Origin of the sequence: Pseudomonas koreensis (genome assembly GCF_025447595.1) — a bacterium.
GTDB classification, from domain to species: domain Bacteria; phylum Pseudomonadota; class Gammaproteobacteria; order Pseudomonadales; family Pseudomonadaceae; genus Aquipseudomonas; species Aquipseudomonas koreensis_H.
The window spans coordinates 785,575-808,377 of sequence record NZ_JAOEJU010000001.1; the positions used below are offsets into that span (position 1 = coordinate 785,575).

Below are 22,803 nucleotides of genomic sequence, written 5' to 3' on the forward strand. Positions count from 1 at the left end.
GGTGCGGAGTTCCGCCCTGCATTGCGTGTCACAGACTTAGATCTTGCCGACCAGGTCCAGGGACGGAGCCAGAGTGGCCTCGCCTTCTTTCCACTTGGCTGGGCAAACTTCGCCTGGGTGAGCAGCGACGTACTGAGCAGCCTTGATTTTGCGCAGCAGCTCGGAAGCGTCACGGCCAACGCCGCCATCGTTCAGTTCAACGATTTTGATCTGGCCTTCAGGGTTGATCACGAAGGTGCCACGATCCGCCAGGCCAGCTTCTTCGATCAGCACGTCGAAGTTGCGGGAGATGACGTGGGTCGGGTCGCCGATCATGGTGTATTCGATTTTGCCGATGGCTGGCGAGGTGTTGTGCCAGGCCGCGTGGGCAAAGTGGGTGTCGGTCGAAACGCTGTAGATCTCTACGCCCAGCTTTTGGAAGGCGGCGTAGTTGTCAGCCAGGTCTTCGAGCTCGGTTGGGCAGACGAAAGTGAAGTCGGCCGGGTAGAAGAACACTACGGACCATTTGCCTTTCAGGTCAGCGTCCGAGACTTGTACGAAGTCGCCGTTTTTGAACGCGGTAGCTTTGAACGGTTTTACTTGGCTGTTGATGATAGGCATTGATGACTCTCCGTCAGGGTTGTGAATTCGATGGGTGAATCCTACCCAGTCACTCGACGGATGGCTCATTGGCAAACCTGATGCTGGTGATTTGTTTTCGCTATTAGCTGACTGTATTAATAGAAGAAAACGATATCTACGGCGACAGCGGCTTATCCGTAATCCGGGCCATCCCGTGAAAAGGGCTCGCTTCAACATAGCGCATGGCGGACTTCATATCCTTCCAGCCCACGTAACTCATCAACGATTTGAGATCCCAGCCGCTTTGATGGGCCCACGTTGCAAAGCCGCGTCGCAGGGAGTGGCTGGTGTAACGCTCGGCGGAGATCCCGGCGCGCTCCAGGGCCTGGCGCAGCAACGGAATCACGCTGTTGGCGTGCAAGCCCTCCTCGCTCAGATTGCCCCAGCGGTCGACGGCGCGGAACACCGGCCCCCGCACCAGCGCCGCTTCGGTGATCCATTCGATATAAGCCTGCACCGGGCACAACTTCAGCAGCGCCGGGGCCTGATAGGTCTGGCCGAGATTTTCCCGATCGCCTTTGCTGCGCGGCAGGTACAGGGTGATGCCGCTGCCGGCGTGCGCCTGCACGTGCTCGATCTGCACCCGACACAGTTCATCGCTGCGAAACCCGCGCCAGAAACCCAGCAGGATTAACGCCCGGTCACGGCAGGCTCGTAGCAGCAACGGTCGATCCTGTTGTTCCCGGGCGTCTTTCATTTCCTTTTCAAGCCAGGCAACAGTCTGCTCAAGATCGCGCAACTGGAGTGGCTCGGCCTGTTTTTCCTGCGCGGGATGCAGAGCGCGAATGCCCTTGAACACCTTGCGCACCACCGGCGACTTGGTGGGATCGGCAAAGCCCTGACTGTTGTGCCACTGCGCCAGCGCCGAGAGACGCAACTTCAACGTGTTGACCGACAGCACGCCGGCATGCGCCACCAGATACCGCGCGATGCTGTCCGCTGTCGCGGGCAGGAACCCACCCCATACCGTTTCGAAATGCTCGACGGCCGCACGATAACTGCGGCGGGTGTTGTCACGGGTGGCGGCTTGCAGATAGCGATCGATATCGCTCATGGGCTGATTTTCTCGTGGCGTACTGAGGTTTTTTGCGGAAACCGATTTTAGGGGTTTCACATGGGGTAATACCAGTATATCCCGCCCGTTTATCGGTGCTTATTTCACTTTATTTTCAACGTGGTACAATGCGTACTTTGGTGGCATGTACCACAGTACGAAATGGTAGGAGCAGATATGGCCCGTGGCGGCGTAAACAAAGCAGTAGTCCAGATCGCGCGCGCAGCGATCCTCGCCCGTGGCGAACACCCCAGCATCGACGCAGTACGCATCGAGCTGGGCAATACGGGTTCCAAAACCACGATTCATCGTTATCTGAAAGAACTGGATGACGGCAGCGAACCGGCCGATCCTTCAGCAGAACCCATCGACGACGAGCTGCTGGCACTTGTCACTCGCCTTGCACAACGCCTGAAAGAGCAGGCGCAAGAGCCGATCGATCAGGCGCGCGAGCAGTACGAGCAACAGCGTCAGGCACTGGAGGACGAGCTGAATCAGCTTCGTCAGGATCATGCGCAACTAGAGAAGAAGCACGACATCCAGGCTGCCGCGCTGGCCAAGGAGTCCGAGGCCTTGAGCGATACACGCTCGATGCTGCAGACCGAGCAGACCCGCAACGCCGGGCTGAATCAGGCGTTGGCAGATTTTGAATTGCGCTTGCAGGACAAGGACGAGCAGATCCGCTCACTGGAAGAAAAGCACCTGCACGCCCGCGATGCGCTTGAACACTACCGCAACGCCATCAAGGAACAGCGCGAGCAGGAACAGAGCCGTCACGAAACTCAGGTTCAGCAATTGCAGATGGAGCTGCGTCAGGCACAGCAAAGCGCACTGGTACGTCAGGATGAGATCACTCAATTGCACCGCGACAACGAGCGTTTGCTGACCGAGAATCGCGGCACCGTACGCGAACTGAGCCTGATGCAGGATCAGCTCAAACACAGCAATCAGCGTCAGGATCAATTGCTGGAGCAAGCGTCCCGCGTCGACAGCGAACGCACCCTCCTCCAGGAACGCCTGCGCGTGGCCCTGCTGGAAAGTCAGACGCTCAAGCAGAACGTCGACGAGCAATCGCAGCTCAATCAGTCATTGGAGAAGGAATTGACCAAGGCGCAAGACAGCCTGCGTCTGGCCACCACCGTTGCGGCAGCGCCAGACGCAGCAGAACCGAAAAAGACTTAAGCGCCGACCGGCGTACGCATCGTGACAAATTCTTCGGCCGCCGTCGGGTGCACCCCGATGGTGTCGTCGAAGTCACGCTTGGTGGCGCCAGCCTTCAACGCGATCGCCAGACCCTGCACGATCTCGCCGGCATCCGGGCCGACCATGTGACAGCCCAGCACCTTGTCGGTCTTACCATCGACCACCAGTTTCATCAGCGTGCGCTCCTGGCAGTCAGTCAGGGTCAGCTTCATTGGCCGGAAGCGGCTTTCGTAGATCACGACGTCGTGACCCGCTTCCCGCGCCTCTTCTTCGGTCAGGCCGACGGTGCCGATGTTCGGCAGACTGAACACGGCCGTCGGGATCATCTTGTAATCCACTGGACGGTATTGCTCAGGCTTGAACAAACGTCGCGCCACCGCCATGCCTTCCGCCAACGCCACCGGCGTCAACTGCACACGCCCGATGACATCGCCCAGCGCCAGAATTGATGGCTCGGTGGTCTGATATTGCTCATCGACCTTGATGAAGCCTTTGTCGTCTAGCTGCACATCGGTATTTTCCAGCCCCAGCTTGTCCAGCATCGGACGTCGGCCGGTGGCGTAGAACACACAATCCGCCTCCAGCACGCGACCATCCTTGAGAGTCGCTTTCAGGCTGCCATCGGATTGCTTGTCGATACGGGCAATGTCGGCATTGAATTGCAGATCCAGACCGCGCTTGGTCAGCTCTTCCTTCAGGTGGTTACGCACCGAACCGTCGAAACCGCGCAGGAACAGATCCCCGCGATACAGCAACGTCGTGTTGGCGCCCAGGCCATGGAAGATCCCTGCAAACTCGACGGCAATGTAACCGCCGCCGACGACCAGCACACGCTTGGGCAACTCTTTGAGGAAGAACGCCTGGTTCGAGCTGATCGCATGCTCATGCCCCGGAATCTCGGGGATCTGCGGCCAGCCACCGGTGGCGATCAGAATATTCTTCGCGGTGTAGCGTTCGCCGTTGACCTCGACTTCGTGAGGACCAACGATTTTCGCGTGAGCCTCATGCAGAGTCACGCCGCTGTTGACCAGCAGATTGCGATAAATGCCGTTCAGGCGATTGATCTCGCGATCCTTGTTGGCAATCAGCGTGGCCCAATCGAAATCCGCCTCGCCCAGATTCCAGCCAAAACCAGAGGACTGTTCGAAGTCCTCGGCAAAGTGGGCGCCGTACACCAACAGTTTTTTCGGTACGCAACCGACGTTGACGCAGGTTCCGCCCAGATAACGGCTCTCGGCCACCGCCACTTTCGCACCGAACCCGGCAGCAAAACGCGCAGCCCGCACACCGCCGGAACCGGCACCAATCACATAAAGGTCAAAATCGTAGGCCATTTCTATCTCCTCGGCAGGCGATCAGCATACCCGCCGTCGTCCGTTGGGCAAGCACTCCTGCCGATATAGGGGCGGAAAATGAAAAAGCCACCCGAGGGTGGCTTTTTCGTACAGGCAGATCAGGCTTTATCAGTAAGCCTTGCCAGTCTTGTAGAAGTTCTCGAAGCAGAAGTTGGTTGCTTCGATGTAGCCTTCAGCACCACCGCAGTCGAAACGCTTGCCCTTGAACTTGTAGGCCATCACGCAGCCGTTCTGGGCTTGTTTCATCAGGGCGTCGGTGATCTGGATTTCACCGCCTTTGCCTGGCTCGGTCTGTTCGATCAGGTCGAAGATGTCCGGGGTCAGGATGTAGCGGCCGATGATCGCCAGGTTCGACGGTGCGTCTTCCGGCTTTGGCTTCTCGACCATGCTGTGTACGCGGTAGATGTCGTCGCGGATCATTTCGCCAGCGATCACGCCGTACTTGCTGGTTTCCTGCGGATCGACTTCCTGAATGGCAATGATCGAGCAGCGGAACTGCTTGTACAGTTTGACCATCTGGGTCAGTACGCCGTCGCCTTCAAGGTTGACGCACAGGTCGTCCGCCAGCACCACGGCGAACGGTTCGTCACCGATCAATGGGCGGCCGGTCAGGATCGCGTGACCCAGGCCTTTCATCTCGGTCTGACGGGTGTAGGAGAACGAGCACTCGTCCAGCAGCTTGCGGATACCGACCAGGTATTTTTCCTTGTCGGTGCCTTTGATCTGGTTTTCCAGCTCATAGCTGATGTCGAAGTGGTCTTCCAGGGCGCGCTTGCCACGACCGGTCACGATGGAGATTTCGTTCAGGCCAGCATCCAGAGCTTCTTCGACGCCGTACTGGATCAGTGGCTTGTTTACCACCGGCAGCATTTCTTTGGGCATGGCCTTAGTCGCTGGGAGGAAGCGAGTACCGTAACCGGCTGCTGGGAACAAGCATTTCTTGATCATATAAGTCCTTGAAAGGGCTGTGTGTACGAGTTTCGGCGCAGTCTAATCAGGCGGCGTGCACCTTACAATGCCCCGCACTGGCTAACCGATGTCAACATAGAGAAATAATCTGGCGGATAGTTCAATCCGCACACAGAGGCTGCGCAATCAGCGTAGCCCAAAGATCTCGGAACACCTCATCGACCTGCGCCCGTTCGGCCATTTACCGTTATCATGGCGCCTTTGAACCAGCCAACGAGGCCGTTAGATGTCCGCAGCAAAAATCATCAATGGGTACACCGTCGCCAAGGGGAAAGATGGCCAGTGGCATATCACCGCCGCCAACGGCGAAGATGTGTCCGGTCCGCTGCCCACTGAAGCGATGGCGATTGAAGTGGCCGCGGTGCTTGATTACACGCCTCCTGCGCCGAAGCGTCGCGGCAAGGATCAAGACTGATCGGCAACGACGAATCCCGGCCCTGCCTTCGCGCAGGGCTTTTTTTGGGCTGCACACAAAGAAGTGGCCAATCGCTATAACCTTTTCATGCCGGCGCTGTCATAGCGTCTAGCCCCCTCCTCCTCGAAGACGACATTGCCATGATCAACCGCCCCTTCATCAGCTTCCTGCCCCTGATTGCGCTTGCGGCCCTGGCCGGCTGCGCCACCTCGCAGACCACGTACCTGAACAACGGCGAACAAGGGTTGAGCATCGACTGCTCCGGCGAGGCCAACTCCTGGGCCAGCTGTTATGAAAAGGCTGACGCGTCCTGTGCCGGAACCGGTTATCGCATCGTCGGGACCGACGGCACACCGGCGCCCAAGGAAGACGACAAGACGCTGGGCGTCGATGTCGGCAACTACAAAAACCGTAGCGTTGTGGTGGTGTGCAAATAGCCTTACATGTGAATTTCGGCGAATTTGATGCCAAGTCCGCGCACGACCTCGATCAGGTCGTCGAGCCGGTTGAAAGATTCGACTTCGTCGTTATCGTCGACCAGGAAGTAACTGCGACCGGCGCTTTTCTTGAAAAACACGATCCACTCTCCCGGATTCGCCGGGTTCTGGATCACATGGGTCGCCGCAATGAGCCCTTCCTTGTGTCGCTCCCGCACCTGCTCTCTCTTCATTCACCTCTCCAGAAATGACAATGCCGTCACAGCAACACTGTGACGGCATCAATGCTGACGGCTGACAGTCTATCAGCCGGAAATACAGGCCGTGGCGGCTTTGCGCACATCCCAAGGACGCAGCGGCACATTGGACATCCGCTCATGCAGCTTGATGCTGCTGCCACCGGAGCGATCCTCGATGTCAAACACCGCGGCAGGGCCCGAGCCCAGCTTGCCCGGAACGATGACCCGGACTTCGTCCTTGCCCCGCTCCACCTGCAAGGCGCCACGGCTGTCGGCCAGCTTTTCGCCCAGGCACTCTGCATACTCATGGGGTTTCTTGCCGGAAATGACGTTCATGGTCGGCAGCGTTTCATTGATTTCCGAAACGCTTGCGCAACCACCCATTGCCAATGCCAACGGCAGAATCACCACACCCCACTTCATACAAAACCTCCAATAAAGACCCTCCGACAGCACGAATGCCGTTTTTCTCCGAGGCTCACTGCATTTAACCCACATCGAATCGTGAATATCTGTTTTTAATTGTCAAAGCGGTGCCCGACGGCCGGATAATAACCTGTCCGGGCTGATAAACTGCGCCAATCGACAATGCTATCGTTTTGATTTTGTAGAAAAAGCCCTTCTGGAGGCGCCCATGAAATTCATTCACCAGCGCGAGCACCTCAACGAAGACGACATCGTCGTCATTCAATGCTCGCAAACCTGCAACATCCGCTTGATGAACGACGCCAACTTCCGCAGCTTCAAGAATGGCGGCCGTCACACCTATCACGGCGGTGCTTTCGACACGTTCCCGGCCCGTATCACCGCGCCGAGCACCGGTTTCTGGAACATCACCATCGACACCGTCAACCGCCGCGCGATCAGCGTGACCCGCAAGCCGACCCTGACGCATTCGATCAAGATCATTCGCCGCTCGAGCTCCAAGCTCAGCTGAGCGGTTCCACCAACGCAGACAGGTAAGCATCAACGTGGCCCAAACGACCAAATACGTGATCAAGTACAAACTCAACGGTGAACGCCGCTTCGAGTTCGCCCAACTGGAAAACGGCACGCCGGAAGAAGCCAAGGCCGCACTGGATGCCCTGCACGGCCAGAGCGACGATGTAATCAGCGACATCAGCGTCAGCAAGGCTCTGTAAGACCGGGCGACAATTCGACCGCAAGCGGCGGAGTGTTCCGGCCGGGTGGACGGCCCAGACTGATACCTGAATGCAAACCAAGGAATCAGCATGTCACCCTCACCCGCCTCCTCGCTCGACGCGCTCGACTGGATCGCCCTCGAGCAGCAACTGGATCAGGACGGTGCTGCCATCATCCGCACGCTGCTGCGCCCGGACACCTGCGATCGGCTGAGTGCGCTTTACCCGCACAGCGAACCGTTCCGGTCCCAGGTGATCATGGCCCGCCATGGTTTCGGGCGCGGGGAATACAAATACCTGCGCTATCCGCTTCCGCCCCTGGTGGAACGCCTGCGAAGTGCGCTCTATCCACGACTCGTGCCGCTGGCCAACCGCTGGCATGAACGAATGGGTCTGCCAGAACGCTTTCCAGAGCAGCACCGCGAATTTCTCGAGCGCTGCCACGCCGCCGGTCAACTGCGACCTACCCCGCTCTTGCTGCAATATGGCCCGCAGGACTACAACTGTCTGCATCAGGATCTGTACGGTGAGCATGTGTTTCCACTGCAAGTGGCGATTCTTCTGTCAGAACCTGGCGAAGACTTCACCGGCGGTGAGTTCGTCATGACCGAACAACGTCCGAGAATGCAGTCCCGTCCGCTGGTGATGGACCTGAGAAAAGGCGATGCGCTGATCTTTGCGGTCAACCAGCGCCCGGTCAAAGGCTTGCGCGGCGACTATCGGGTGACCATGCGCCACGGCGTCAGCCGACTGCACAGCGGAAAACGGCATACTCTGGGCATCATCTTCCACGACGCGACCTGACGATCATGCAAACCACCTTCGATCTGTTCGCCGACACAGGATCCGAGCAGCCCCGGCGCGCCGAACAGATCGGCGAACAATCCTGGGTGCTGCGCGGCTTTGCTCTGCCGCAAATCGAGCAGTTGTTGCCGGCCCTGGAATCGATCATCGCCTGCGCCCCTTTGCGCCACATGATGACACCCGGGGGTTTCAGCATGTCGGTGGCCACCAGCAGTTGCGGCGCACTGGGCTGGATCACCGATCGAAGCGGCTACCGCTATTCATCCGAAGATCCCGTGAGCCATCAACCCTGGCCGGCCATGCCCGAGGTTTTTCGCGAGCTGGCTCAGACGGCAGCGAAACGCGCCGGATTTGCCGACTTCGTACCGGATTCTTGCCTGATCAATCGCTATGTCCCTGGCGCAAAGATGTCGCTGCATCAGGACAAAGACGAAAATGCCTATGAAGCCCCGATCGTTTCTCTGTCATTGGGCTTGCCGGCAACGTTCCTGTTCGGCGGTTTCGCACGCGGCGACAGGAGCCAGAAAATCTCGTTGCTGCACGGCGACATGGTGATCTGGGGCGGCGTCGACCGGCTGCGCTATCACGGTATCCTGCCGATCAAGCCTGGCCGGCATCCGCGCCTGGGTGAACAGCGTTTCAACCTGACGTTTCGCACCGCTGGATAATCCTGCAAAGTTTGACCGCAAGGGTCGGAGTGTTCCGGCCGGTGGCACTGGTTAACCTGAAATTCAACAGGTCAACGGACTCTCCATCATGAAAACGCTTTCCACCTCGCTGAACACTGAAGACGATCCACGCTGGGCCGCTGTCGTGGCACGCGACCCTCGGGCGGACGGCCAGTTTGTCTATGCCGTGAAAACCACCGGCATCTATTGCCGCCCCAGCAGCCTGGCGCGCTTGCCGAAACCGCAGAACGTCGAGTTTTTCGACACCGCCGAAGACGCCGAGGCCGCGGGCTATCGCCCCAGCAAACGGGCGAGCAAGGATCAGACCGATGTCGCTGCTCAGCATGCCGCAACCGTCGCCGCAGCCTGTCGCCAGATCGAAGCGTCGGACAGTCTGCCGGCGCTCAACGAGCTGGCCGAAACCGCCGGCCTGAGCGCCTTCCATTTTCATCGCGTGTTCAAAGCCGCGACGGGCCTGACGCCCAAAGGCTACGCGGCCGCGCATCGCTCGCGCCGGGTTCGTCAGCGTCTGGCAGACGGCGGCTCGGTGACCGAAGCGCTGTATGACGCAGGCTTCAATTCCAACAGCCGTTTCTACGAGGCAGCCGATCAGGTACTCGGCATGAAACCCGGCGACTTCCGGGCCGCCGGCCAGAACAACGACATCCGCTTCGCCGTCGGCCAGTGCTCGCTCGGCGCCATTCTGGTGGCACAAAGTGCACGCGGGATCTGCGCAATTCTGCTGGGGGACGATCCGCACCAATTGGTATGCGACCTGCAGGACCAGTTTCGCCGGGCCAATCTGATCGGCGCCGATGCCGAGTTCGAACAACTGATCGCACGCGTCGTCGGCTTCATCGAAGCGCCAGCTATCGGGCTGGATTTACCACTGGATGTGCGCGGCACGGCGTTTCAGGAACGGGTGTGGCAGGCGCTGCGGGAAATTCCGGTCGGCAGCACCGCCAGCTACGCGGATATCGCCCTGCGGATCGGCTCGCCAAAAGCCGTGCGCGCAGTGGCCCAGGCTTGCGGTGCCAACAGCCTGGCGGTGGCCATTCCTTGCCACCGCGTGGTGCGCAGCGACGGCAATCTCAGCGGCTACCGCTGGGGCGTGGAGCGCAAGCGCGAGCTGTTGCTACGTGAAACGCCGGCTTAACGCAGGCCGATGTAAATCGCCACCGATTCGGGACCGGTATAGGCCTCGAAGTCGGTGGCGAATCGACGCTCGATCTGCGGATTGACTTCAAAGTGCTGCCAGATCCGGCCCCAGGTCTCGATGACCGCTCCCGGCAACGGGCCGCGCCCTTCGAACACCAGATAGTTGCCGCTTTCGATCCGGATCGTTTCGAAGTCTGCTGACGGTTCGGCCACCGCCACCCCGGCGGTGACATCGAACGCCCCGGAGGCATCCGACTCGTAAGCCGAATACACGCCATACACGGACGACTCGGTCAGTTTGCCGGGAATCGCCTCGGCCAGCCCCTTGGCAAAAAACTGTCCCCACATCGGACCGATCTGCGCGGTTTCAGGGTTGTGTTCGGCTGCGTTGGTGGTGCGTACGCGCAGGCCGGAAACCGTGAATGACTCGACGTGTTGCTGTTGTAAGTCCATCGAAAACGCCACTCCATTAGCTCGAAGTGCGGCCCGGACGGGCCGCGATGGCGCTAATGTGTCAGCGATTGACGTCGACCACAACCCGCCCGCGTAACTGACCGGCGAGCAACTTCGGGGCCGCCTCGAGGGCTTCGTGGAGGCCGATTTCATGGCTGATCAGCGGCAAAAGCGCGAAATCCAGATCCTTCGCCAGACGATCCCAGGCCTCGATACGGCGAGCCTTGGGCTGGGTCACGCTGTTGATCCCGGCCAGCGTCACGCCACGCAAAATGAACGGCGCCACGGATGCCGGGAAATCCATGCCCTGAGCCAAACCGCACGCAGCCACGGTGCCTTCGGCCCGGGTGCTGGCGCAGGCATTGGCGAGCGTGTGGCTGCCGACCGAATCGATGACGCCCGCCCAGCGCTCTTTGGCCAGCGGCTTGCCGGGTTCGGACAGGGTGGCGCGATCAATGATTTCGCTGGCACCCAGTTGTTTCAGATATTCGTGCTCCGACACCCGACCGGTCGAAGCGACCACGCGGTAGCCCAGCTTGCTCAACAACGCGATGGCAAAACTGCCGACGCCGCCGTTGGCACCCGTTACCAGCACTTCGCCCTGTTGCGATGTCACGCCGTTGCGCTCCAGCGCCATGATGCACAGCATGGCCGTATAACCCGCCGTGCCAATGGCCATGGCTTGCGCAGCGGTGAATGCCTTGGGCAGCGGAATGAGCCAGTCACCGTTCAATCGCGCTTTTTGCGCCAGACCGCCCCAGTGGTTTTCACCGACACCCCAGCCGTTGAGCAGCACCGGGTCGCCGACCTTGTAATCCGGGTGCGAGCTGACTTCGACGGTGCCTGCCAGATCTATCCCCGGCACCATCGGGAACTTGCGCACCACCGGGCTGCTGCCGGTGATCGCCAGGCCGTCCTTGAAGTTCAGCGTGCTATACGCGACGCGAACCGTCACATCGCCCTCCGGCAGCTGCTCGTCGCTGATCTCCTGCAGGTTGGCGCGATAACCGCTGTCGTCTTTGTCGATCAAAATGCCTTTGAACATGACTGCCTCTCACGGGTGGAATTCAGGATGTCGAGGGATTGGAATAGCACACTGCAACATTTTGCCCCACTCGACCTTTAGCCAATCGGGCCCGAACCCCCAGCCAGCGCCGGCTGTTCAAGCTACAAATCTGTGCTGGTCATGGGGTTGGCTTTGCGTTAAAAAACCGGCTGCTACCGTCCCTGCCCTGTTTTGTCGTCGGAGAAGCTATTCCATGAGCCAATGGCCTGATACCCGCATTCTTGACCTGTTCGGCATCGAACTGCCGATCATCCAGGGCCCCATGGCCGGTGCCACCAACTCATCCATGGTCATCGCAACTTGCAACGCCGGCGGCCTCGGTTCCATGCCGGCCGCGATGCTGACCATCGAACAACTGCGCGAAGAACTGAAGACCATTCGCCAGGGCACGAACAAGCCGTTCAACGTCAACTTCTTCTGCCATCAACCGCCGGCCGCCGATGAGCAAAAGGCCCGCGACTGGAAGAATCTGCTGGAGCCCTACTATCGCGAACTGGGTGTGGATTTCGATGCACCGACGCCGGTGTCCAACCGCGCGCCCTTCGATGCGACCGCCTGCGAAGTACTGGAAGAATTTCGCCCTGAAGTGGTGAGTTTCCACTTCGGCCTGCCGGAAAAATCCTTGCTGGATCGGGTCAAGGCCACCGGCGCGAAAATCATCTCATCGGCAACTACCGTCGACGAAGCGATCTGGCTTGAGCAGAACGGTTGCGACGCGATCATCGCCATGGGTTACGAGGCCGGCGGCCATCGCGGGATGTTTCTCAGCGATGACTTGAGCAGCCAGGTCGGTACGTTTGCGCTGGTGCCGCAAGTGGTCGACGCCGTGAGTGTGCCGGTGATTGCAGCCGGTGCGATTGCCGATGCGCGCGGCGTGGCAGCAGCGTTCCTGCTCGGTGCTTCAGCGGTTCAGGTCGGGACGGCGTATCTGTTTACTCCGGAAGCGAAAGTCAGTGCCTCTCACCACAAAGCTTTGCGCACGGCCAAGGAAAGCGAGACGGCGGTGACCAATCTGTTTACCGGACGCCCGGCGCGCGGGATTCTCAATCGAGTGATGCGCGAGCTGGGCCCGATGTCGGACAAGGCCCCCGCCTTTCCGCTGGCTGGTGGTGCCCTGATGCCGTTGCGCGCGAAGGGTGAAGCGGACTTCAGCAACCTCTGGGCCGGCCAGGCTTTCACGCTTGGCAAAGACCTCGGCACTGCCGAATTGACCCGGCAACTGGCTGAGGGCGCGCTGGCAAAACTGACGCGGTGATATACCTGAACGGGTGAGGAGCGTGGCGCTCTCACCCGGTTTAAAAGCAGTGCTTCCCGTTTGGCGGCATTTCGCTATATATTTCGCTATATAGCGTTTCACCCCCTCGCATCGGCGCAGTCTACCCCTCCAATAACAACTGCCCACTGCACTTGCCACCCACGGAGCCGTTACATGATCAATCGTGCCTCACGTTTTGCCCCTGCCCTGCTCGCGGTATTCGCCATCGGCGCCGCGCAGGCCGACGAAGTGCAAGTCGCCGTCGCGGCCAACTTCACCGCACCGATCCAGGCGATTGCCGCCGATTTCGAAAAAGACACCGGGCACAAACTGATCGCTGCGTATGGCGCCACCGGCCAGTTCTACACTCAGATCAAAAACGGCGCGCCGTTCGAAGTGTTCCTTTCGGCGGATGACACCACCCCGGAAAAACTCGAAAAAGAAGGCGACACCGTCAAAGGTTCGCGCTTCACCTACGCCATCGGCACCCTGGCGCTTTGGTCGGCCAAGGAAGGTTACGTCGATGCCAAAGGCGACGTCCTGAAGAAAAACGAGTACCAGCACCTGTCCATCGCCAACCCGAAAGCCGCCCCTTATGGTCTGGCAGCAACTCAAGTACTCGAAAAACTGAAACTGACTGAGGCCACCAAAGCCAAGATCGTCGAAGGCCAGAACATCACCCAGGCCTATCAGTTCGTGTCCACCGGCAACGCCGAACTGGGCTTCGTCGCGCTGTCGCAGATCTACAAGGATGGCAAGGTCAGCAGCGGCTCGGCGTGGATCGTTCCGGCGAGCATGCACGACCCGATCAAGCAAGACGCAGTGATCCTGAACAAAGGCAAAGACAACGCAGCTGCCAAGGCGCTGGTTGATTACCTCAAAGGCCCGAAAGCCGCTGCGGTCATCAAGTCCTACGGTTACCAGCTCTAAATGTCGCTGACGAGTGCCGATTTCGCGGCGATCTGGCTGACCCTGAAACTGGCGTCCCTGACCACTGCGATCCTGCTGGTCGTCGGCACTCCGATTGCCCTGTGGTTGTCGCGCAGCCGTTCCTGGCTGCGCGGCCCTATCGGCGCGATTGTCGCACTACCGTTGGTGCTGCCACCGACGGTCATCGGTTTCTATCTGCTGCTGGCGCTTGGCCCCAATGGCTTCATTGGTCATTTCACCCAATGGCTGGGGCTTGGCACCTTGACGTTCAGCTTCACCGGCCTCGTGATCGGCTCGGTGCTCTACTCAATGCCCTTCGTGGTGCAGCCGTTGCAAAACGCCTTCTCCGCGATTGGCACTCGCCCACTGGAAGTGGCCGCGACCTTGCGTGCCAATTCCTGGGATACCTTTTTCAGCGTGATTCTTCCCCTGGCCCGCCCCGGTTTTATCACTGCGGCAATCCTCGGCTTCGCCCACACCGTCGGCGAATTCGGCGTGGTGCTCATGATCGGCGGGAATATTCCCGACAAGACCCGGGTGGTTTCCGTACAAATCTACGACCACGTCGAAGCCATGGAGTACGCGCAGGCGCACTGGCTGGCCGGGGCGATGCTGGTGTTTTCGTTTCTGGTGTTGCTGGCGCTGTATTCCAGCCGCAAGACTCGCGCGGGCTGGAGTTGATCGATGATCGATGCACGTCTGAAACTGGCCTGGTCGGGCTTCAGCCTCGATGTTGACCTGCAGATGCCCAGTCGCGGCGTGACGGCGCTGTTCGGTCAGTCCGGCTCGGGCAAGACCACGTGCCTGCGCTGTATTGCCGGGCTCGAACGCGCGCCGCAAGCCTTTATCCGCATCAATGACGAGGTCTGGCAGGACAGCGAAAAAGGCATTTTCGTGCCGCCGCACAAACGCGCGCTCGGCTATGTCTTTCAGGAAGCCAGCCTGTTTCCGCACCTGTCGGTGCTGGCCAATCTGCAATTCGGCCTCAAGCGCATTGCCAAGGCGCAGCGTCGGGTCGACATGACCCAGGCCACAGAACTGCTAGGGATCGGCCACTTGCTCGATCGTCACCCGCAGCACTTGTCCGGCGGTGAGCGTCAGCGCGTCGGCATCGCTCGCGCGCTGCTGACCAGCCCCCGACTGCTGCTGATGGACGAACCTTTGGCGGCCCTCGACAGTCAGCGCAAAAGCGAAATCCTGCCCTACCTGCAACGCCTGCACGATGAACTGGAAATCCCGGTACTGTATGTCAGCCACGCGCAGGACGAAGTGGCCAGACTCGCCGATCACCTCGTGCTGCTCAGCGATGGCAAAGCGCTGGCCAGCGGCCCGATTGGCGAAACCCTGGCCCGGCTCGACCTGCCCCTGGCCATGGACAACGACGCGGGCGTAATCATCGAAGGCCAGGTCAGCAGCTACGATGCCGACTATCAATTGCTCACCCTGCAATTGCCGAACTCACCACTGAGCATTCGCGTAACCCACGCGCCGATGACGACGGGCCAGAGACTGCGTTGCAAGGTTCACGCGCGCGACATCAGCCTGACCCTGCAAAACAGCGAGCTCAGCAGCATCCTCAATCGCCTGCCGGTCACGGTCGTCAGCGAGCAACCGGCCGATAACGCCGCGCACGTGCTGATTCGCCTCGATGCCGGCGGAACGCCGCTGTTGGCGCGTATCACTCGCTATTCGCGGGATCAGCTTGGCGTGCACGCCGGCCAGTCATTGTGGGCCCAGATCAAGGCTGTCGCGGTACTGGCGTAAATCCGCGGGCACGACCTTCATGACGTGCGGTCAATGGCTTTAACAGCCTGATTTGTCGCGAAGGAAGTCCGCCATGCCCGATACTGCGCTCACCGAGGTGTTGCCTTCGGACCTGCATTACGTCGATGACACGCAGCCCGGTATCACCCGCAAAAAACTGCGCGGAAAATTCGCCTACTTCGATCCCGCAGGTCAGCGCATCTCCGACCCCGACGAGATCAAGCGCATCAACGCGCTGGCCGTTCCACCGGCCTACGTCGACGTGTGGATCTGCGCCGATCCCCGCGGCCATTTGCAGGCCACCGGCCGCGATGCCCGTGGGCGCAAACAATATCGCTATCACGCTCGCTGGCGCGAAGTGCGCGACGCGGACAAGTATTCGCGTCTGCGCGAGTTCGGCCTGGCGCTGCCCAAACTGCGCAGGCAGCTGGAAGCGCTGCTGGCATCGCCCGGTTTCAGCCGCGACAAAGTCATGGCGACGGTCATCACGCTGCTCGACGCCACCCTGATCCGCGTCGGCAACACGCAATACGCGCGGGACAACCGCTCCTACGGCCTGACCACCCTGCGCAGCCGGCATGTCGAGGTCAACGGCAGTGCGATCCTGTTCCAGTTTCGCGGCAAGAGCGGCATCGAACATCAGATCACGGTGAAAGACCGACGCCTGGCGCGGATCATCAAGCGCTGCCTGGAAATTCCGGGGCAGAATCTATTCCAGTATCTGGACGAAAACGGCGAGCGGCACACCGTCAGCTCCTCCGACGTCAACACCTACCTGCAAACCCTGACCGGCGCGGATTTCACCGCCAAGGATTACCGGACCTGGGCCGGCAGCGCCCTCGCTTTGGCAGTTCTGCGGGAGCTGCAATGGGAGTCCGAGACCGAGGCCAAGCGGCATGTGGTCGAGATGGTAAAAGGTGTCGCCCGCCAACTGGGCAACACACCGGCGGTCTGCCGCAAGTGCTACATCCACCCGGCGGTGGTGGAGCATTTCATGCTCGGGGCACTGGCCGAATTGCCGAAACCGCGCATCCGCAAGGGCCTGCGCAAAGAAGAGGTCGCGTTGGCACTGTTCCTTGAGCGGATGACCGAGAAGGCAGGCGCGCCTTGAAGCCTTCGGCCGTCTCGACTAGGCTACGCCCTCCTACCTCCTTCAGGACGACCGCACAAGTGAACAACTAAGCCTTCAAAAATGTAATCGCGACACGCCGTTCATGGCGCGTGTCAGTGTTCACGACATTTTTTGGAGGTGCCGATGACTCACGTCTCGCGTACGCCTGCACTCGTCTCCCTGAATCAACTGAGCTTCCAGTTCGCCAATGGCGAGACGATTTTCACTGCACTCAATCTGAAATTCGATCACAACCCCACCGCCATCGTCGGGCGCAATGGCGTCGGCAAAAGCGTACTGGCGCGCCTGATCGCCGGACAATGGCAACCCACCAGCGGCAGCGTGACGCATGCCGTGGCGACGACCTACGTAGCGCAAACCCTTGTCCCAACACCCGGCGAGACGGTCGCCGCGACCACCGGCAGCGCCGCTATTCTTCAGGCACTGGAGAGAATGAATCTGGGCTGCGGATCTGCCGAGGATTTCGATCTCATTGGTGAGCAATGGGATCTGCCAGACCGTCTGCGCCGGCTGCTCAATGACGCCGGGCTGACCGAAGTCGCCTTCACCGACTTGACCGAGCACCTCAGTGGCGGACAACAAGCGCGCATCGCCCTGATTGGTGCGTTTTTGAGTCAGGCTCCGCTGCTGGTTCTCGATGAGCCGACCAACCACCTGGATGCATTAGGACGGCAATGGCTGATGAACTCGCTGGAGCGCTGGCACACCGGTTTGATCGTTGTCAGCCATGATCGGCAATTGCTCGACCGGATGCAGCGGATCGTCGAGTTGAGCGCGTCGGGGGCTATCGAATTCGGTGGTAATTATTCGGCTTTCCGAGAGCACCAGCGAGTTCATCAAGCGGCGGCCCAAGCCCGTCTCGACCACGCAAGAAGCGAACGTCAGCGCGAGCGGATTCGGCTACGGCGCGAGCACGACACGATACAGCGCCACGCCGCCAACTCTCGACGCAACGCCGAAACCGCCAACATTGCCAGTTTCGAATACGTGGCGATCAAGGGCGCCGCCCGGGAAATCATGGGGCATGTCCGTCAAGGCCATCAGGCCCGCAAGTCCGAGCTGGATGCCCAGGTGCGCGAGGCTTTCGCCAAGGTGCAACCCGAGGACAGCGTGCTGATCAATCTGCCTGGCAGCGCCGTGCCGAACAACCGACAGATCTGCACGCTGATTGACGCTCGGCTGCCATGGCTGCCGAACGATGCACTGAGTCTTACGATCCACGGCCCGATGCGGATCGCTGTCAGCGGCCCCAACGGCTGTGGCAAATCGACCTTGCTGAAGGTGCTTGCCAGGGAACTTGTACCCGTCGATGGAACCGCCACGACTCACGTTCCCTTCGCATTCCTGGATCAGCAACTGGCCCAACTCGACGATCAGCGCTCCATTACCGAACAGCTGATGACACAAGGGGCCGCGCTGAGCGAGGGCACTCTGCGCAGCTATCTCGCCCACTTGCAGCTGGATGCTAGCCGCGCGACGGGCCTCTGTGCAGCATTGAGCGGTGGCGAGCGTCTGAAAGCGGCCTTGGCGCTGGCCTTGTGGCGAGCGGATCCTGCGCAGCTGTTGCTGCTGGATGAACCGACCAATCATCTGGATCTGCCTTCTGTGGAAGCGTTCGAACGAGCGTTGCAGACATTTCCGGGCGCCATTGTCGCCGTTTCCCACGATCAGGACTTCCTCGAGGCCTTGAATCCGACTCACCACCTGCACTGGTACCCATCAGGCTGGCAACTGCACCCGACGAACTGACTTGGCTATTTTTTGCACGATTGCTCAGGGCTTCTATAGTTGATCTGGTACGAATCAGCCGCGGTGACGCCATGGAAGACATATTCGTCGTGAAGCGTTGCAACAAGATCGTCATCCACGGCCGGCGCGCCGGAGAGACTCTCCATGAGCCCGCCGAAGCCTTGGGCTGGTATCGCATCTGCGACACGCGAACCGGCGGCTTCATCGGCGACGGCTACGATCGGGAAGAAGACGCCCGCAAGGAATGTCATCGGCTCAACGCCGCCAGCTCGCGAGTGACCGCACCCGAGTCGTCGGGCTGATAGCTGTCATTTACGGGTCTATACTCAAACCAGCTGAAGGAGCAGCGCCCCAACGGCAGAAAGCTCGCCCTTCGCGGGCTTTTTGCTGCCACCGAGCGGATTAATGAACGGAGGTGTTCCATGTCCGAAAGAGAGTCCATCACCACTCTCCTCACCTTGCTCGATGCCCGCGAAGCACGTCTGGCCGCGGCCTGCAAAGAGATCGCCGACTGGGTCGACCATCAAGGCGGGCACCCCACCGCCCTGCGCATCCGCGACCGGCTGAACGATATCGAAAAGGATACCCCGCTGATTCGCAGCACCCTGTCATCGCTCAAACCGATCGACCGGCCGTTGCCACGCTTCAGGTAGGTCATCGATTCACGGTGCGCGAAAAAAGAACGTCCTTGGTCGTTAGAGGTCAATACCTTTACACGTCACCAAGGAGACGTCTTATGGTCATTCATTTCAAAGTCGACGGGCACCTGGCCTGCGGGCACAAGGGCAACAACCTCTCCTCCAGCAGCGAACTCAATCGTGTGAAGTGCCGCAGCTGCCGCAATACCGACGCATACAAGGATGCGCGCAAAGACCAGCGCAATGCGGCGCGGCGCGCGGCTCACCATTCAAAGGATGCGCACACGGCGTCCGACTGGCGTTCCGAGTGGATCGAGCGGCTGACCGCGATGGCCGGACTTCAGCGTTTGCCTAGAGGTTTTACCGGGCAGGCGTTTGTCTGAACAAAAAAAGGGCCGATTGAATCGGCCCTTTTTGCTGTTCGCTGAACGCCCTTACGACACAAGCCCCGACATGGAATAACCCGGCTTACTTCGTTTCCTTCACTTGGCAAACGCCATTGGCTTTGTTCTTGCCGGTGTATGAAACATCAGGTGAGCCGTCGGGCATGATCGTCAGCGAAATGGTCACTCCGCTGCCTTTGGCTTCGAAAGCATTATCGTTGAATTTTTTCAGCTTCCCTTCTTTGCCGTTGATGTAAATCGGCCCGCCCTTGTCAGCATGGACCTCGATATTTCCAGGGCACGTGGCATTCAATAACGGTATTGCCGCGTGAGCAGCACCGGAAGACAGCAGCAAAACGCCCACCAGAAATGGCTTCATCACTATCGTCCTGCGTTAAGGAGATCGAGAAAGGAACACTAGCTCACTTCGTTCACAATGACCGGACAGTACATCGGAATCGAAAGTGATCTTCGTTTGCTCCGACGGTACTGAAGAAAACTTCGTTTCGATGGAATACACGCCGGTACCAGGCCGGGCCGCGACACTCGTAGCAGGTTGGAAACAGTTCCAAGCCGATTTGCAGGACTTCACTCCCGCCGAGATTGTGCCGGAGGCCGTTGGTAAATCGCCGGAATCCTTGCCAGCGCTGCGCATCGAAGTGACTGGCATGGTCACGCCGAGCAACCTTGAGCAGTTCAAGGCTCACTCGCTCGCTGTCTTCGGCTCGATCAACACCGAGCTGGAAACGGATCAGCACTTCGCGGATGCCGAGAAAGCGGTTAAGTGGTGCGGCGATGTCGAAGAGCGCCTGGACGCTGCAAAGCAGCACGCCCTGAGCCAAACCGAAAGCATTGACGCACTGTTCCGCACCATCGACGAAATCAGTGCCGAGGCGCGTGCCAAGCGCCTGATGCTCGACAAGCTGGTGAAAGCCCGCAAGCTCAGCATCCGTGAAGATATCGTCATGGATGCAGCAAAAGCGCTTCAGGTTCACATCGACCAGATCAACGCTTCATTGGGCGGCAAAGCGCGTATGCCGGCGGTGCCTGCGGACTTCGCCAGCGCCATCAAAGGCAAGAAGACGATCAGCAGTCTGCGCGACTCTGCCGACTCCGAACTGGCCCGGGCAAAGATTGCCGCCAGCCAGATCGGGGACAGCATCCGGAATAACTTGGCCACCCTGGACGAGCTTGCAGCCGACTACCTCTTCCTGTTCAACGACGTTCAGCAGTTGGTGATGAAAGCGAACGACGACCTGGTCGCGCTGATCAAGGTGCGGATCTCTGAACACCAGAAGGCCGAGGAGCAGAAAGCCGAAGCCCAGCGCGAGCAGATTCGCCAGGAGGAACTGAAGCGAATCGAAGACGAGGCGAAAACCAAGGCGCCGACCGAACCCGCGCCGGTCGTAAGCCCGGCATCGGTGACAGTCGCTGCGCCGGTTCAGCCTGCCGCGAAGCCAGCAACCACCACTGCGGCGCTGGTAAACCTGCAGGCTGAAGTCTTCGATCTGGAAGCGCTGATCCATACCGTCGCCGGTGGCCACGCTCCGATTTCGATGCTGACCGTGGACTGGGAAAAGCTCGATGCGTTGGTTGCAGCGCAGGGCAACAAGTTCAGCATGGCCGGCGTGAGGCTGGTCAAGGTGGCCGCATGATCAGCAACCACCTCAACGACGTCGAACAGCGGCGCCAGGACGCCAGCGAGCTCTCCGAGCAAATCGCCCAGTTTTTGGCGGCCGGCGGAAAGATTGATGTGCCAAAACCTGCCCCGATCAAGTTCACCAGCACCTCAGATCGGAAGCATCCGCCAACCTTCCAGCGGCCGAAGGTGAAGGACGAAACGACTGCACGCGTTGCGCGGATCCGCGAAATGGCCAAGACGCTGACCCGAAACGAGATTTGCGAGCGAGAGGGAATCGCCCTGGCCACGCTGAAGGCGATCGCCTCGAAGCACGCCATCAAGTTCCAGGTGCGACAGAAGATCGGCACTGTGCCGAACAAAGCCAAGCCTGAACTGGAGGCTCGACTGATCGTACAGATCAAGGATTGCATCGCCGGCGGCATGAACCGGAGCCAGTGCTGCAAGGCTCTGGTGATCAGGTACAACATGCTCGACCGGATCGTCCGGGATCACAAGATCGATTACCCAAAGCTGAAGTCCGCATTTCGATGAAACGAACCACCAACCGGGCGGCCACGCGTCGCCGACAGACCTGGCTGGACTTGCCGGCCAGCGGAATTGAAGAGGTAGGCCATGGCCAAGACGCCCACCGAGCGCAAGCGCGATCAGCGCGAGCGGGACGAGCTAACCCAAGCGGAAAAAGAAGCAGCGCTATTGTCACGACGGATTGTCACGAAGCTTTATCACAACGATGACGCCGCACTGAAGCGGGTAATGGCACGGTGCGGCATCGACGAAGAGCAGGACCTGATCTCCCGATTCATCCGCGGCGCTGACCGCATGAGCGACGAACAATTGGCAGATCACATTCGCATCGCGTGACATACCGCCGTGACATACCAATTTTGCTCGCTACACCCGTCATAGGGACATTTTACTGAATGGCGGACATGAAAAAGGGCTGAACAAGTCAGCCCTTCAAAATAGTGGTGCGGGGCCCGGTTTCCCGGAGGCTATCTACTACAAGCCAAACGATTGATCCGCCAACACTTCTCTGTTTTTGCATGGTCCCGCAGCACAACCCCAGCACAGATAAACATTGGTAGTACTGCCATAAGAACCCCCCAGTAAGAATTGTCATTTATGAAAACAAACAAAGTTACGAGGCCAGACAGAACAGATAACACATCAATGGATTTCACGTTTAAAGCAGCTTGGATCGACTCGGTTGGGTCAAACATCGACCACATATCCAAATACTATCACCGTAACCGCAATGATGGCAATACGCCGCAATTTCGTTTTTTAGCATTGGCGCCATTCAACAAGCGTCGCATGCATTGGAGAACACCATGAGCCACAACTGCGCATACGTCCGGCAGCATTATCAGGTGCCCGCTGAAATTGGCCGCCGCGTCATCGCCTACGGGAAGCCCGGTGTAATCCTGGCAGATCGCGGCCACTATATCGGGGGTGGTGCTGGACGAAGACCCGAAGAAGCGGATCAGCAACTACTACCCGACCCACGAAATGCAATACGGCGAAATGGCTGAGACGCTGCCGCTCAAGGAGTGGTTGGTCCTACCGTTCAAGCATGAATGGGATGACCTCAATAGGAACCGAGAAGCCCGCGAAGACCTGGTCTGAGTCTGGGCGTCCACTCGAAGTCAGGCCAAGTACAAAGCCTATGAGCGGCTTTAGGATTACTGCCACAGCATCGAGGCGATGTTGCACTTCAAGGTTCGGA

General features: G+C 59.5%; 28 protein-coding genes and 2 pseudogenes. 21 read left to right on the forward strand and 9 right to left on the reverse strand.

The genetic code is table 11. From position 1 onward, the window contains the following. Positions 1 to 36: 36 nt before the first annotated feature. A complete protein-coding gene (ahpC, locus tag N8H71_RS03355) occupies positions 37 to 600 on the reverse strand; it encodes an alkyl hydroperoxide reductase subunit C (protein ID WP_003224621.1) in 564 nt (187 codons plus the stop codon). Between the two features lie 136 nt (positions 601 to 736). Further along, complete coding sequence (locus tag N8H71_RS03360; protein ID WP_262192856.1) at positions 737 to 1,675, reverse strand: site-specific integrase; 939 nt, start codon at positions 1,673 to 1,675, stop codon at positions 737 to 739. 177 nt (positions 1,676 to 1,852) lie between these two features. On the opposite strand from N8H71_RS03360, the gene N8H71_RS03365 reads away from it, so the two are divergent. Further along, a complete protein-coding gene (locus tag N8H71_RS03365; RefSeq protein WP_262192857.1) occupies positions 1,853 to 2,857 on the forward strand; it encodes a DNA-binding protein in 1,005 nt (334 codons plus the stop codon). Here N8H71_RS03365 and gorA read toward each other — a convergent pair. Both gorA and galU read right to left on the reverse strand, forming a co-directional pair. Further along, positions 2,854 to 4,212 (reverse strand): glutathione-disulfide reductase, encoded by a 1,359-nt coding sequence (gene gorA, locus N8H71_RS03370; protein WP_262192858.1) that lies wholly within the window; start codon positions 4,210 to 4,212, stop codon positions 2,854 to 2,856. The two genes, N8H71_RS03365 and gorA, sit on opposite strands and share 4 nt — an antisense overlap. 129 nt (positions 4,213 to 4,341) lie before the next feature. Then, positions 4,342 to 5,181 (reverse strand): UTP--glucose-1-phosphate uridylyltransferase GalU, encoded by an 840-nt coding sequence (gene galU, locus N8H71_RS03375; protein ID WP_007958937.1) that lies wholly within the window; start codon positions 5,179 to 5,181, stop codon positions 4,342 to 4,344. Between the two features lie 247 nt (positions 5,182 to 5,428). On the opposite strand from galU, the gene N8H71_RS03380 reads away from it, so the two are divergent. Together N8H71_RS03380 and N8H71_RS03385 are read left to right on the forward strand one after the other, a co-directional pair. Then, positions 5,429 to 5,617 carry a hypothetical protein gene (locus tag N8H71_RS03380; protein WP_007958936.1) on the forward strand — a complete coding sequence of 63 codons (189 nt, stop codon included), beginning with the start codon at positions 5,429 to 5,431 and terminating at the stop codon, positions 5,615 to 5,617. A 140-nt stretch (positions 5,618 to 5,757) separates the two neighbouring features. Further along, positions 5,758 to 6,054 (forward strand): hypothetical protein, encoded by a 297-nt coding sequence (locus N8H71_RS03385; RefSeq protein WP_115078075.1) that lies wholly within the window; start codon positions 5,758 to 5,760, stop codon positions 6,052 to 6,054. A gap of 2 nt (positions 6,055 to 6,056) precedes the next feature. Here N8H71_RS03385 and N8H71_RS03390 read toward each other — a convergent pair whose 3' ends face one another. Together N8H71_RS03390 and N8H71_RS03395 are read right to left on the reverse strand one after the other, a co-directional pair. Beyond that, on the reverse strand, positions 6,057 to 6,287 hold the full coding sequence (locus tag N8H71_RS03390; protein ID WP_011334337.1) for a hypothetical protein: 231 nt from the start codon (positions 6,285 to 6,287) through the stop codon (positions 6,057 to 6,059). 72 nt (positions 6,288 to 6,359) lie between these two features. Continuing rightward, on the reverse strand, positions 6,360 to 6,716 hold the full coding sequence (locus N8H71_RS03395) for a hypothetical protein (RefSeq protein WP_262192859.1): 357 nt from the start codon (positions 6,714 to 6,716) through the stop codon (positions 6,360 to 6,362). A 211-nt stretch (positions 6,717 to 6,927) separates the two neighbouring features. Here N8H71_RS03395 and N8H71_RS03400 point away from each other — a divergent pair, with 211 nt between their 5' ends. From N8H71_RS03400 to ada, 5 genes are all read left to right on the forward strand, one after another. Next, positions 6,928 to 7,230: a DUF1883 domain-containing protein gene (locus tag N8H71_RS03400; protein WP_007958929.1), complete on the forward strand. Its 303-nt coding sequence runs from the start codon at positions 6,928 to 6,930 to the stop codon at positions 7,228 to 7,230. 34 nt (positions 7,231 to 7,264) lie between these two features. Next, complete coding sequence (locus tag N8H71_RS03405) at positions 7,265 to 7,435, forward strand: hypothetical protein (RefSeq protein ID WP_007958927.1); 171 nt, start codon at positions 7,265 to 7,267, stop codon at positions 7,433 to 7,435. A 90-nt stretch (positions 7,436 to 7,525) separates the two neighbouring features. Further along, a complete protein-coding gene (locus N8H71_RS03410; RefSeq protein WP_262192860.1) occupies positions 7,526 to 8,239 on the forward strand; it encodes a 2OG-Fe(II) oxygenase in 714 nt (237 codons plus the stop codon). Between the two features lie 5 nt (positions 8,240 to 8,244). Beyond that, positions 8,245 to 8,907: a DNA oxidative demethylase AlkB gene (alkB, locus tag N8H71_RS03415; protein WP_279309491.1), complete on the forward strand. Its 663-nt coding sequence runs from the start codon at positions 8,245 to 8,247 to the stop codon at positions 8,905 to 8,907. An 88-nt stretch (positions 8,908 to 8,995) separates the two neighbouring features. Then, positions 8,996 to 10,063 (forward strand): bifunctional DNA-binding transcriptional regulator/O6-methylguanine-DNA methyltransferase Ada, encoded by a 1,068-nt coding sequence (gene ada, locus N8H71_RS03420; RefSeq protein ID WP_262192861.1) that lies wholly within the window; start codon positions 8,996 to 8,998, stop codon positions 10,061 to 10,063. On the opposite strand, the gene N8H71_RS03425 is transcribed toward ada, so the two are convergent. Both N8H71_RS03425 and N8H71_RS03430 read right to left on the reverse strand, forming a co-directional pair. After that, positions 10,060 to 10,518 carry a GyrI-like domain-containing protein gene (locus N8H71_RS03425; protein WP_262192862.1) on the reverse strand — a complete coding sequence of 153 codons (459 nt, stop codon included), beginning with the start codon at positions 10,516 to 10,518 and terminating at the stop codon, positions 10,060 to 10,062. The genes ada and N8H71_RS03425 overlap by 4 nt on opposite strands. Positions 10,519 to 10,579: 61 nt before the next feature. After that, positions 10,580 to 11,563, reverse strand: a complete 984-nt coding sequence (locus tag N8H71_RS03430) for an MDR family oxidoreductase (protein ID WP_262192863.1) — start codon at positions 11,561 to 11,563, stop codon at positions 10,580 to 10,582. Positions 11,564 to 11,777: 214 nt separating this feature from the next. Here N8H71_RS03430 and N8H71_RS03435 point away from each other — a divergent pair, with 214 nt between their 5' ends. The 9 genes from N8H71_RS03435 (at position 11,778) to N8H71_RS03475 (ending at position 19,435) form a co-directional block, all read left to right on the forward strand. Further along, positions 11,778 to 12,839, forward strand: coding sequence for an NAD(P)H-dependent flavin oxidoreductase (locus N8H71_RS03435; protein ID WP_262192864.1), 1,062 nt, complete (start codon positions 11,778 to 11,780; stop codon positions 12,837 to 12,839). Between the two features lie 174 nt (positions 12,840 to 13,013). After that, complete coding sequence (gene modA / locus N8H71_RS03440; protein ID WP_262192865.1) at positions 13,014 to 13,769, forward strand: molybdate ABC transporter substrate-binding protein; 756 nt, start codon at positions 13,014 to 13,016, stop codon at positions 13,767 to 13,769. Further along, complete coding sequence (gene modB, locus N8H71_RS03445) at positions 13,770 to 14,450, forward strand: molybdate ABC transporter permease subunit (RefSeq protein ID WP_262192866.1); 681 nt, start codon at positions 13,770 to 13,772, stop codon at positions 14,448 to 14,450. Positions 14,451 to 14,453: 3 nt separating this feature from the next. Next, on the forward strand, positions 14,454 to 15,533 hold the full coding sequence (modC, locus tag N8H71_RS03450; protein ID WP_262192867.1) for a molybdenum ABC transporter ATP-binding protein: 1,080 nt from the start codon (positions 14,454 to 14,456) through the stop codon (positions 15,531 to 15,533). A 73-nt stretch (positions 15,534 to 15,606) separates the two neighbouring features. Further along, positions 15,607 to 16,644, forward strand: coding sequence for a DNA topoisomerase IB (locus N8H71_RS03455; protein WP_262192868.1), 1,038 nt, complete (start codon positions 15,607 to 15,609; stop codon positions 16,642 to 16,644). 144 nt (positions 16,645 to 16,788) lie between these two features. Beyond that, on the forward strand, positions 16,789 to 18,414 hold the full coding sequence (locus N8H71_RS03460) for an ABC-F family ATP-binding cassette domain-containing protein (RefSeq protein ID WP_262192869.1): 1,626 nt from the start codon (positions 16,789 to 16,791) through the stop codon (positions 18,412 to 18,414). Between the two features lie 71 nt (positions 18,415 to 18,485). Beyond that, positions 18,486 to 18,716, forward strand: a complete 231-nt coding sequence (locus N8H71_RS03465) for a hypothetical protein (protein WP_007958903.1) — start codon at positions 18,486 to 18,488, stop codon at positions 18,714 to 18,716. A gap of 120 nt (positions 18,717 to 18,836) precedes the next feature. After that, a complete protein-coding gene (locus N8H71_RS03470; protein WP_007958902.1) occupies positions 18,837 to 19,067 on the forward strand; it encodes a hypothetical protein in 231 nt (76 codons plus the stop codon). Positions 19,068 to 19,150: 83 nt separating this feature from the next. Beyond that, positions 19,151 to 19,435, forward strand: a complete 285-nt coding sequence (locus N8H71_RS03475; RefSeq protein WP_262192870.1) for a hypothetical protein — start codon at positions 19,151 to 19,153, stop codon at positions 19,433 to 19,435. An 85-nt stretch (positions 19,436 to 19,520) separates the two neighbouring features. On the opposite strand, the gene N8H71_RS03480 is transcribed toward N8H71_RS03475, so the two are convergent. Then, positions 19,521 to 19,814 (reverse strand): hypothetical protein, encoded by a 294-nt coding sequence (locus N8H71_RS03480; RefSeq protein ID WP_262192871.1) that lies wholly within the window; start codon positions 19,812 to 19,814, stop codon positions 19,521 to 19,523. An 82-nt stretch (positions 19,815 to 19,896) separates the two neighbouring features. Here N8H71_RS03480 and N8H71_RS03485 point away from each other — a divergent pair. From N8H71_RS03485 to N8H71_RS03500, 4 genes and pseudogenes are all read left to right on the forward strand, one after another. Further along, a pseudogene (locus N8H71_RS03485) lies at positions 19,897 to 21,090 on the forward strand (Heme peroxidase); the annotation flags it as partial. Then, complete coding sequence (locus N8H71_RS03490) at positions 21,087 to 21,608, forward strand: hypothetical protein (protein ID WP_262192872.1); 522 nt, start codon at positions 21,087 to 21,089, stop codon at positions 21,606 to 21,608. The pseudogene N8H71_RS03485 and the gene N8H71_RS03490, both read left to right, overlap by 4 nt. An 81-nt stretch (positions 21,609 to 21,689) precedes the next feature. Continuing rightward, the gene (locus tag N8H71_RS03495) at positions 21,690 to 21,938 is read left to right on the forward strand and encodes a hypothetical protein (protein ID WP_262192873.1); all 249 of its coding nucleotides are present in this window, start codon (positions 21,690 to 21,692) and stop codon (positions 21,936 to 21,938) included. A 470-nt stretch (positions 21,939 to 22,408) separates the two neighbouring features. Next, positions 22,409 to 22,757 (forward strand): annotated as a pseudogene (locus N8H71_RS03500) (hypothetical protein). Positions 22,758 to 22,803: the final 46 nt, after the last annotated feature.

Excerpts from the sequence above, each read along its gene's own strand:
- gorA (WP_262192858.1), bottom strand. The coding sequence starts at position 4,212 with ATGGCCTACGATTTTGACCTTTATGTGATTGGTGCCGGTTCCGGCGGT.
- N8H71_RS03475 (WP_262192870.1), top strand. The coding sequence starts at position 19,151 with ATGGTCATTCATTTCAAAGTCGACGGGCACCTGGCCTGCGGGCACAAG.
- N8H71_RS03395 (WP_262192859.1), bottom strand. The coding sequence starts at position 6,716 with ATGAAGTGGGGTGTGGTGATTCTGCCGTTGGCATTGGCAATGGGTGGT.
- N8H71_RS03430 (WP_262192863.1), bottom strand. The coding sequence starts at position 11,563 with ATGTTCAAAGGCATTTTGATCGACAAAGACGACAGCGGTTATCGCGCC.
- N8H71_RS03495 (WP_262192873.1), top strand. The coding sequence starts at position 21,690 with ATGGCCAAGACGCCCACCGAGCGCAAGCGCGATCAGCGCGAGCGGGAC.
- N8H71_RS03410 (WP_262192860.1), top strand. The coding sequence starts at position 7,526 with ATGTCACCCTCACCCGCCTCCTCGCTCGACGCGCTCGACTGGATCGCC.
- N8H71_RS03435 (WP_262192864.1), top strand. The coding sequence starts at position 11,778 with ATGAGCCAATGGCCTGATACCCGCATTCTTGACCTGTTCGGCATCGAA.
- N8H71_RS03380 (WP_007958936.1), top strand. The coding sequence starts at position 5,429 with ATGTCCGCAGCAAAAATCATCAATGGGTACACCGTCGCCAAGGGGAAA.
- galU (WP_007958937.1), bottom strand. The coding sequence starts at position 5,181 with ATGATCAAGAAATGCTTGTTCCCAGCAGCCGGTTACGGTACTCGCTTC.
- N8H71_RS03425 (WP_262192862.1), bottom strand. The coding sequence starts at position 10,518 with ATGGACTTACAACAGCAACACGTCGAGTCATTCACGGTTTCCGGCCTG.
- ahpC (WP_003224621.1), bottom strand. The coding sequence starts at position 600 with ATGCCTATCATCAACAGCCAAGTAAAACCGTTCAAAGCTACCGCGTTC.
- N8H71_RS03460 (WP_262192869.1), top strand. The coding sequence starts at position 16,789 with ATGACTCACGTCTCGCGTACGCCTGCACTCGTCTCCCTGAATCAACTG.
- N8H71_RS03490 (WP_262192872.1), top strand. The coding sequence starts at position 21,087 with ATGATCAGCAACCACCTCAACGACGTCGAACAGCGGCGCCAGGACGCC.
- N8H71_RS03400 (WP_007958929.1), top strand. The coding sequence starts at position 6,928 with ATGAAATTCATTCACCAGCGCGAGCACCTCAACGAAGACGACATCGTC.
- N8H71_RS03455 (WP_262192868.1), top strand. The coding sequence starts at position 15,607 with ATGCCCGATACTGCGCTCACCGAGGTGTTGCCTTCGGACCTGCATTAC.
- N8H71_RS03390 (WP_011334337.1), bottom strand. The coding sequence starts at position 6,287 with ATGAAGAGAGAGCAGGTGCGGGAGCGACACAAGGAAGGGCTCATTGCG.
- N8H71_RS03480 (WP_262192871.1), bottom strand. The coding sequence starts at position 19,814 with ATGAAGCCATTTCTGGTGGGCGTTTTGCTGCTGTCTTCCGGTGCTGCT.
- N8H71_RS03365 (WP_262192857.1), top strand. The coding sequence starts at position 1,853 with ATGGCCCGTGGCGGCGTAAACAAAGCAGTAGTCCAGATCGCGCGCGCA.
- N8H71_RS03360 (WP_262192856.1), bottom strand. The coding sequence starts at position 1,675 with ATGAGCGATATCGATCGCTATCTGCAAGCCGCCACCCGTGACAACACC.
- N8H71_RS03385 (WP_115078075.1), top strand. The coding sequence starts at position 5,758 with ATGATCAACCGCCCCTTCATCAGCTTCCTGCCCCTGATTGCGCTTGCG.
- modC (WP_262192867.1), top strand. The coding sequence starts at position 14,454 with ATGATCGATGCACGTCTGAAACTGGCCTGGTCGGGCTTCAGCCTCGAT.
- modA (WP_262192865.1), top strand. The coding sequence starts at position 13,014 with ATGATCAATCGTGCCTCACGTTTTGCCCCTGCCCTGCTCGCGGTATTC.
- alkB (WP_279309491.1), top strand. The coding sequence starts at position 8,245 with ATGCAAACCACCTTCGATCTGTTCGCCGACACAGGATCCGAGCAGCCC.
- ada (WP_262192861.1), top strand. The coding sequence starts at position 8,996 with ATGAAAACGCTTTCCACCTCGCTGAACACTGAAGACGATCCACGCTGG.
- N8H71_RS03470 (WP_007958902.1), top strand. The coding sequence starts at position 18,837 with ATGTCCGAAAGAGAGTCCATCACCACTCTCCTCACCTTGCTCGATGCC.
- N8H71_RS03465 (WP_007958903.1), top strand. The coding sequence starts at position 18,486 with ATGGAAGACATATTCGTCGTGAAGCGTTGCAACAAGATCGTCATCCAC.
- modB (WP_262192866.1), top strand. The coding sequence starts at position 13,770 with ATGTCGCTGACGAGTGCCGATTTCGCGGCGATCTGGCTGACCCTGAAA.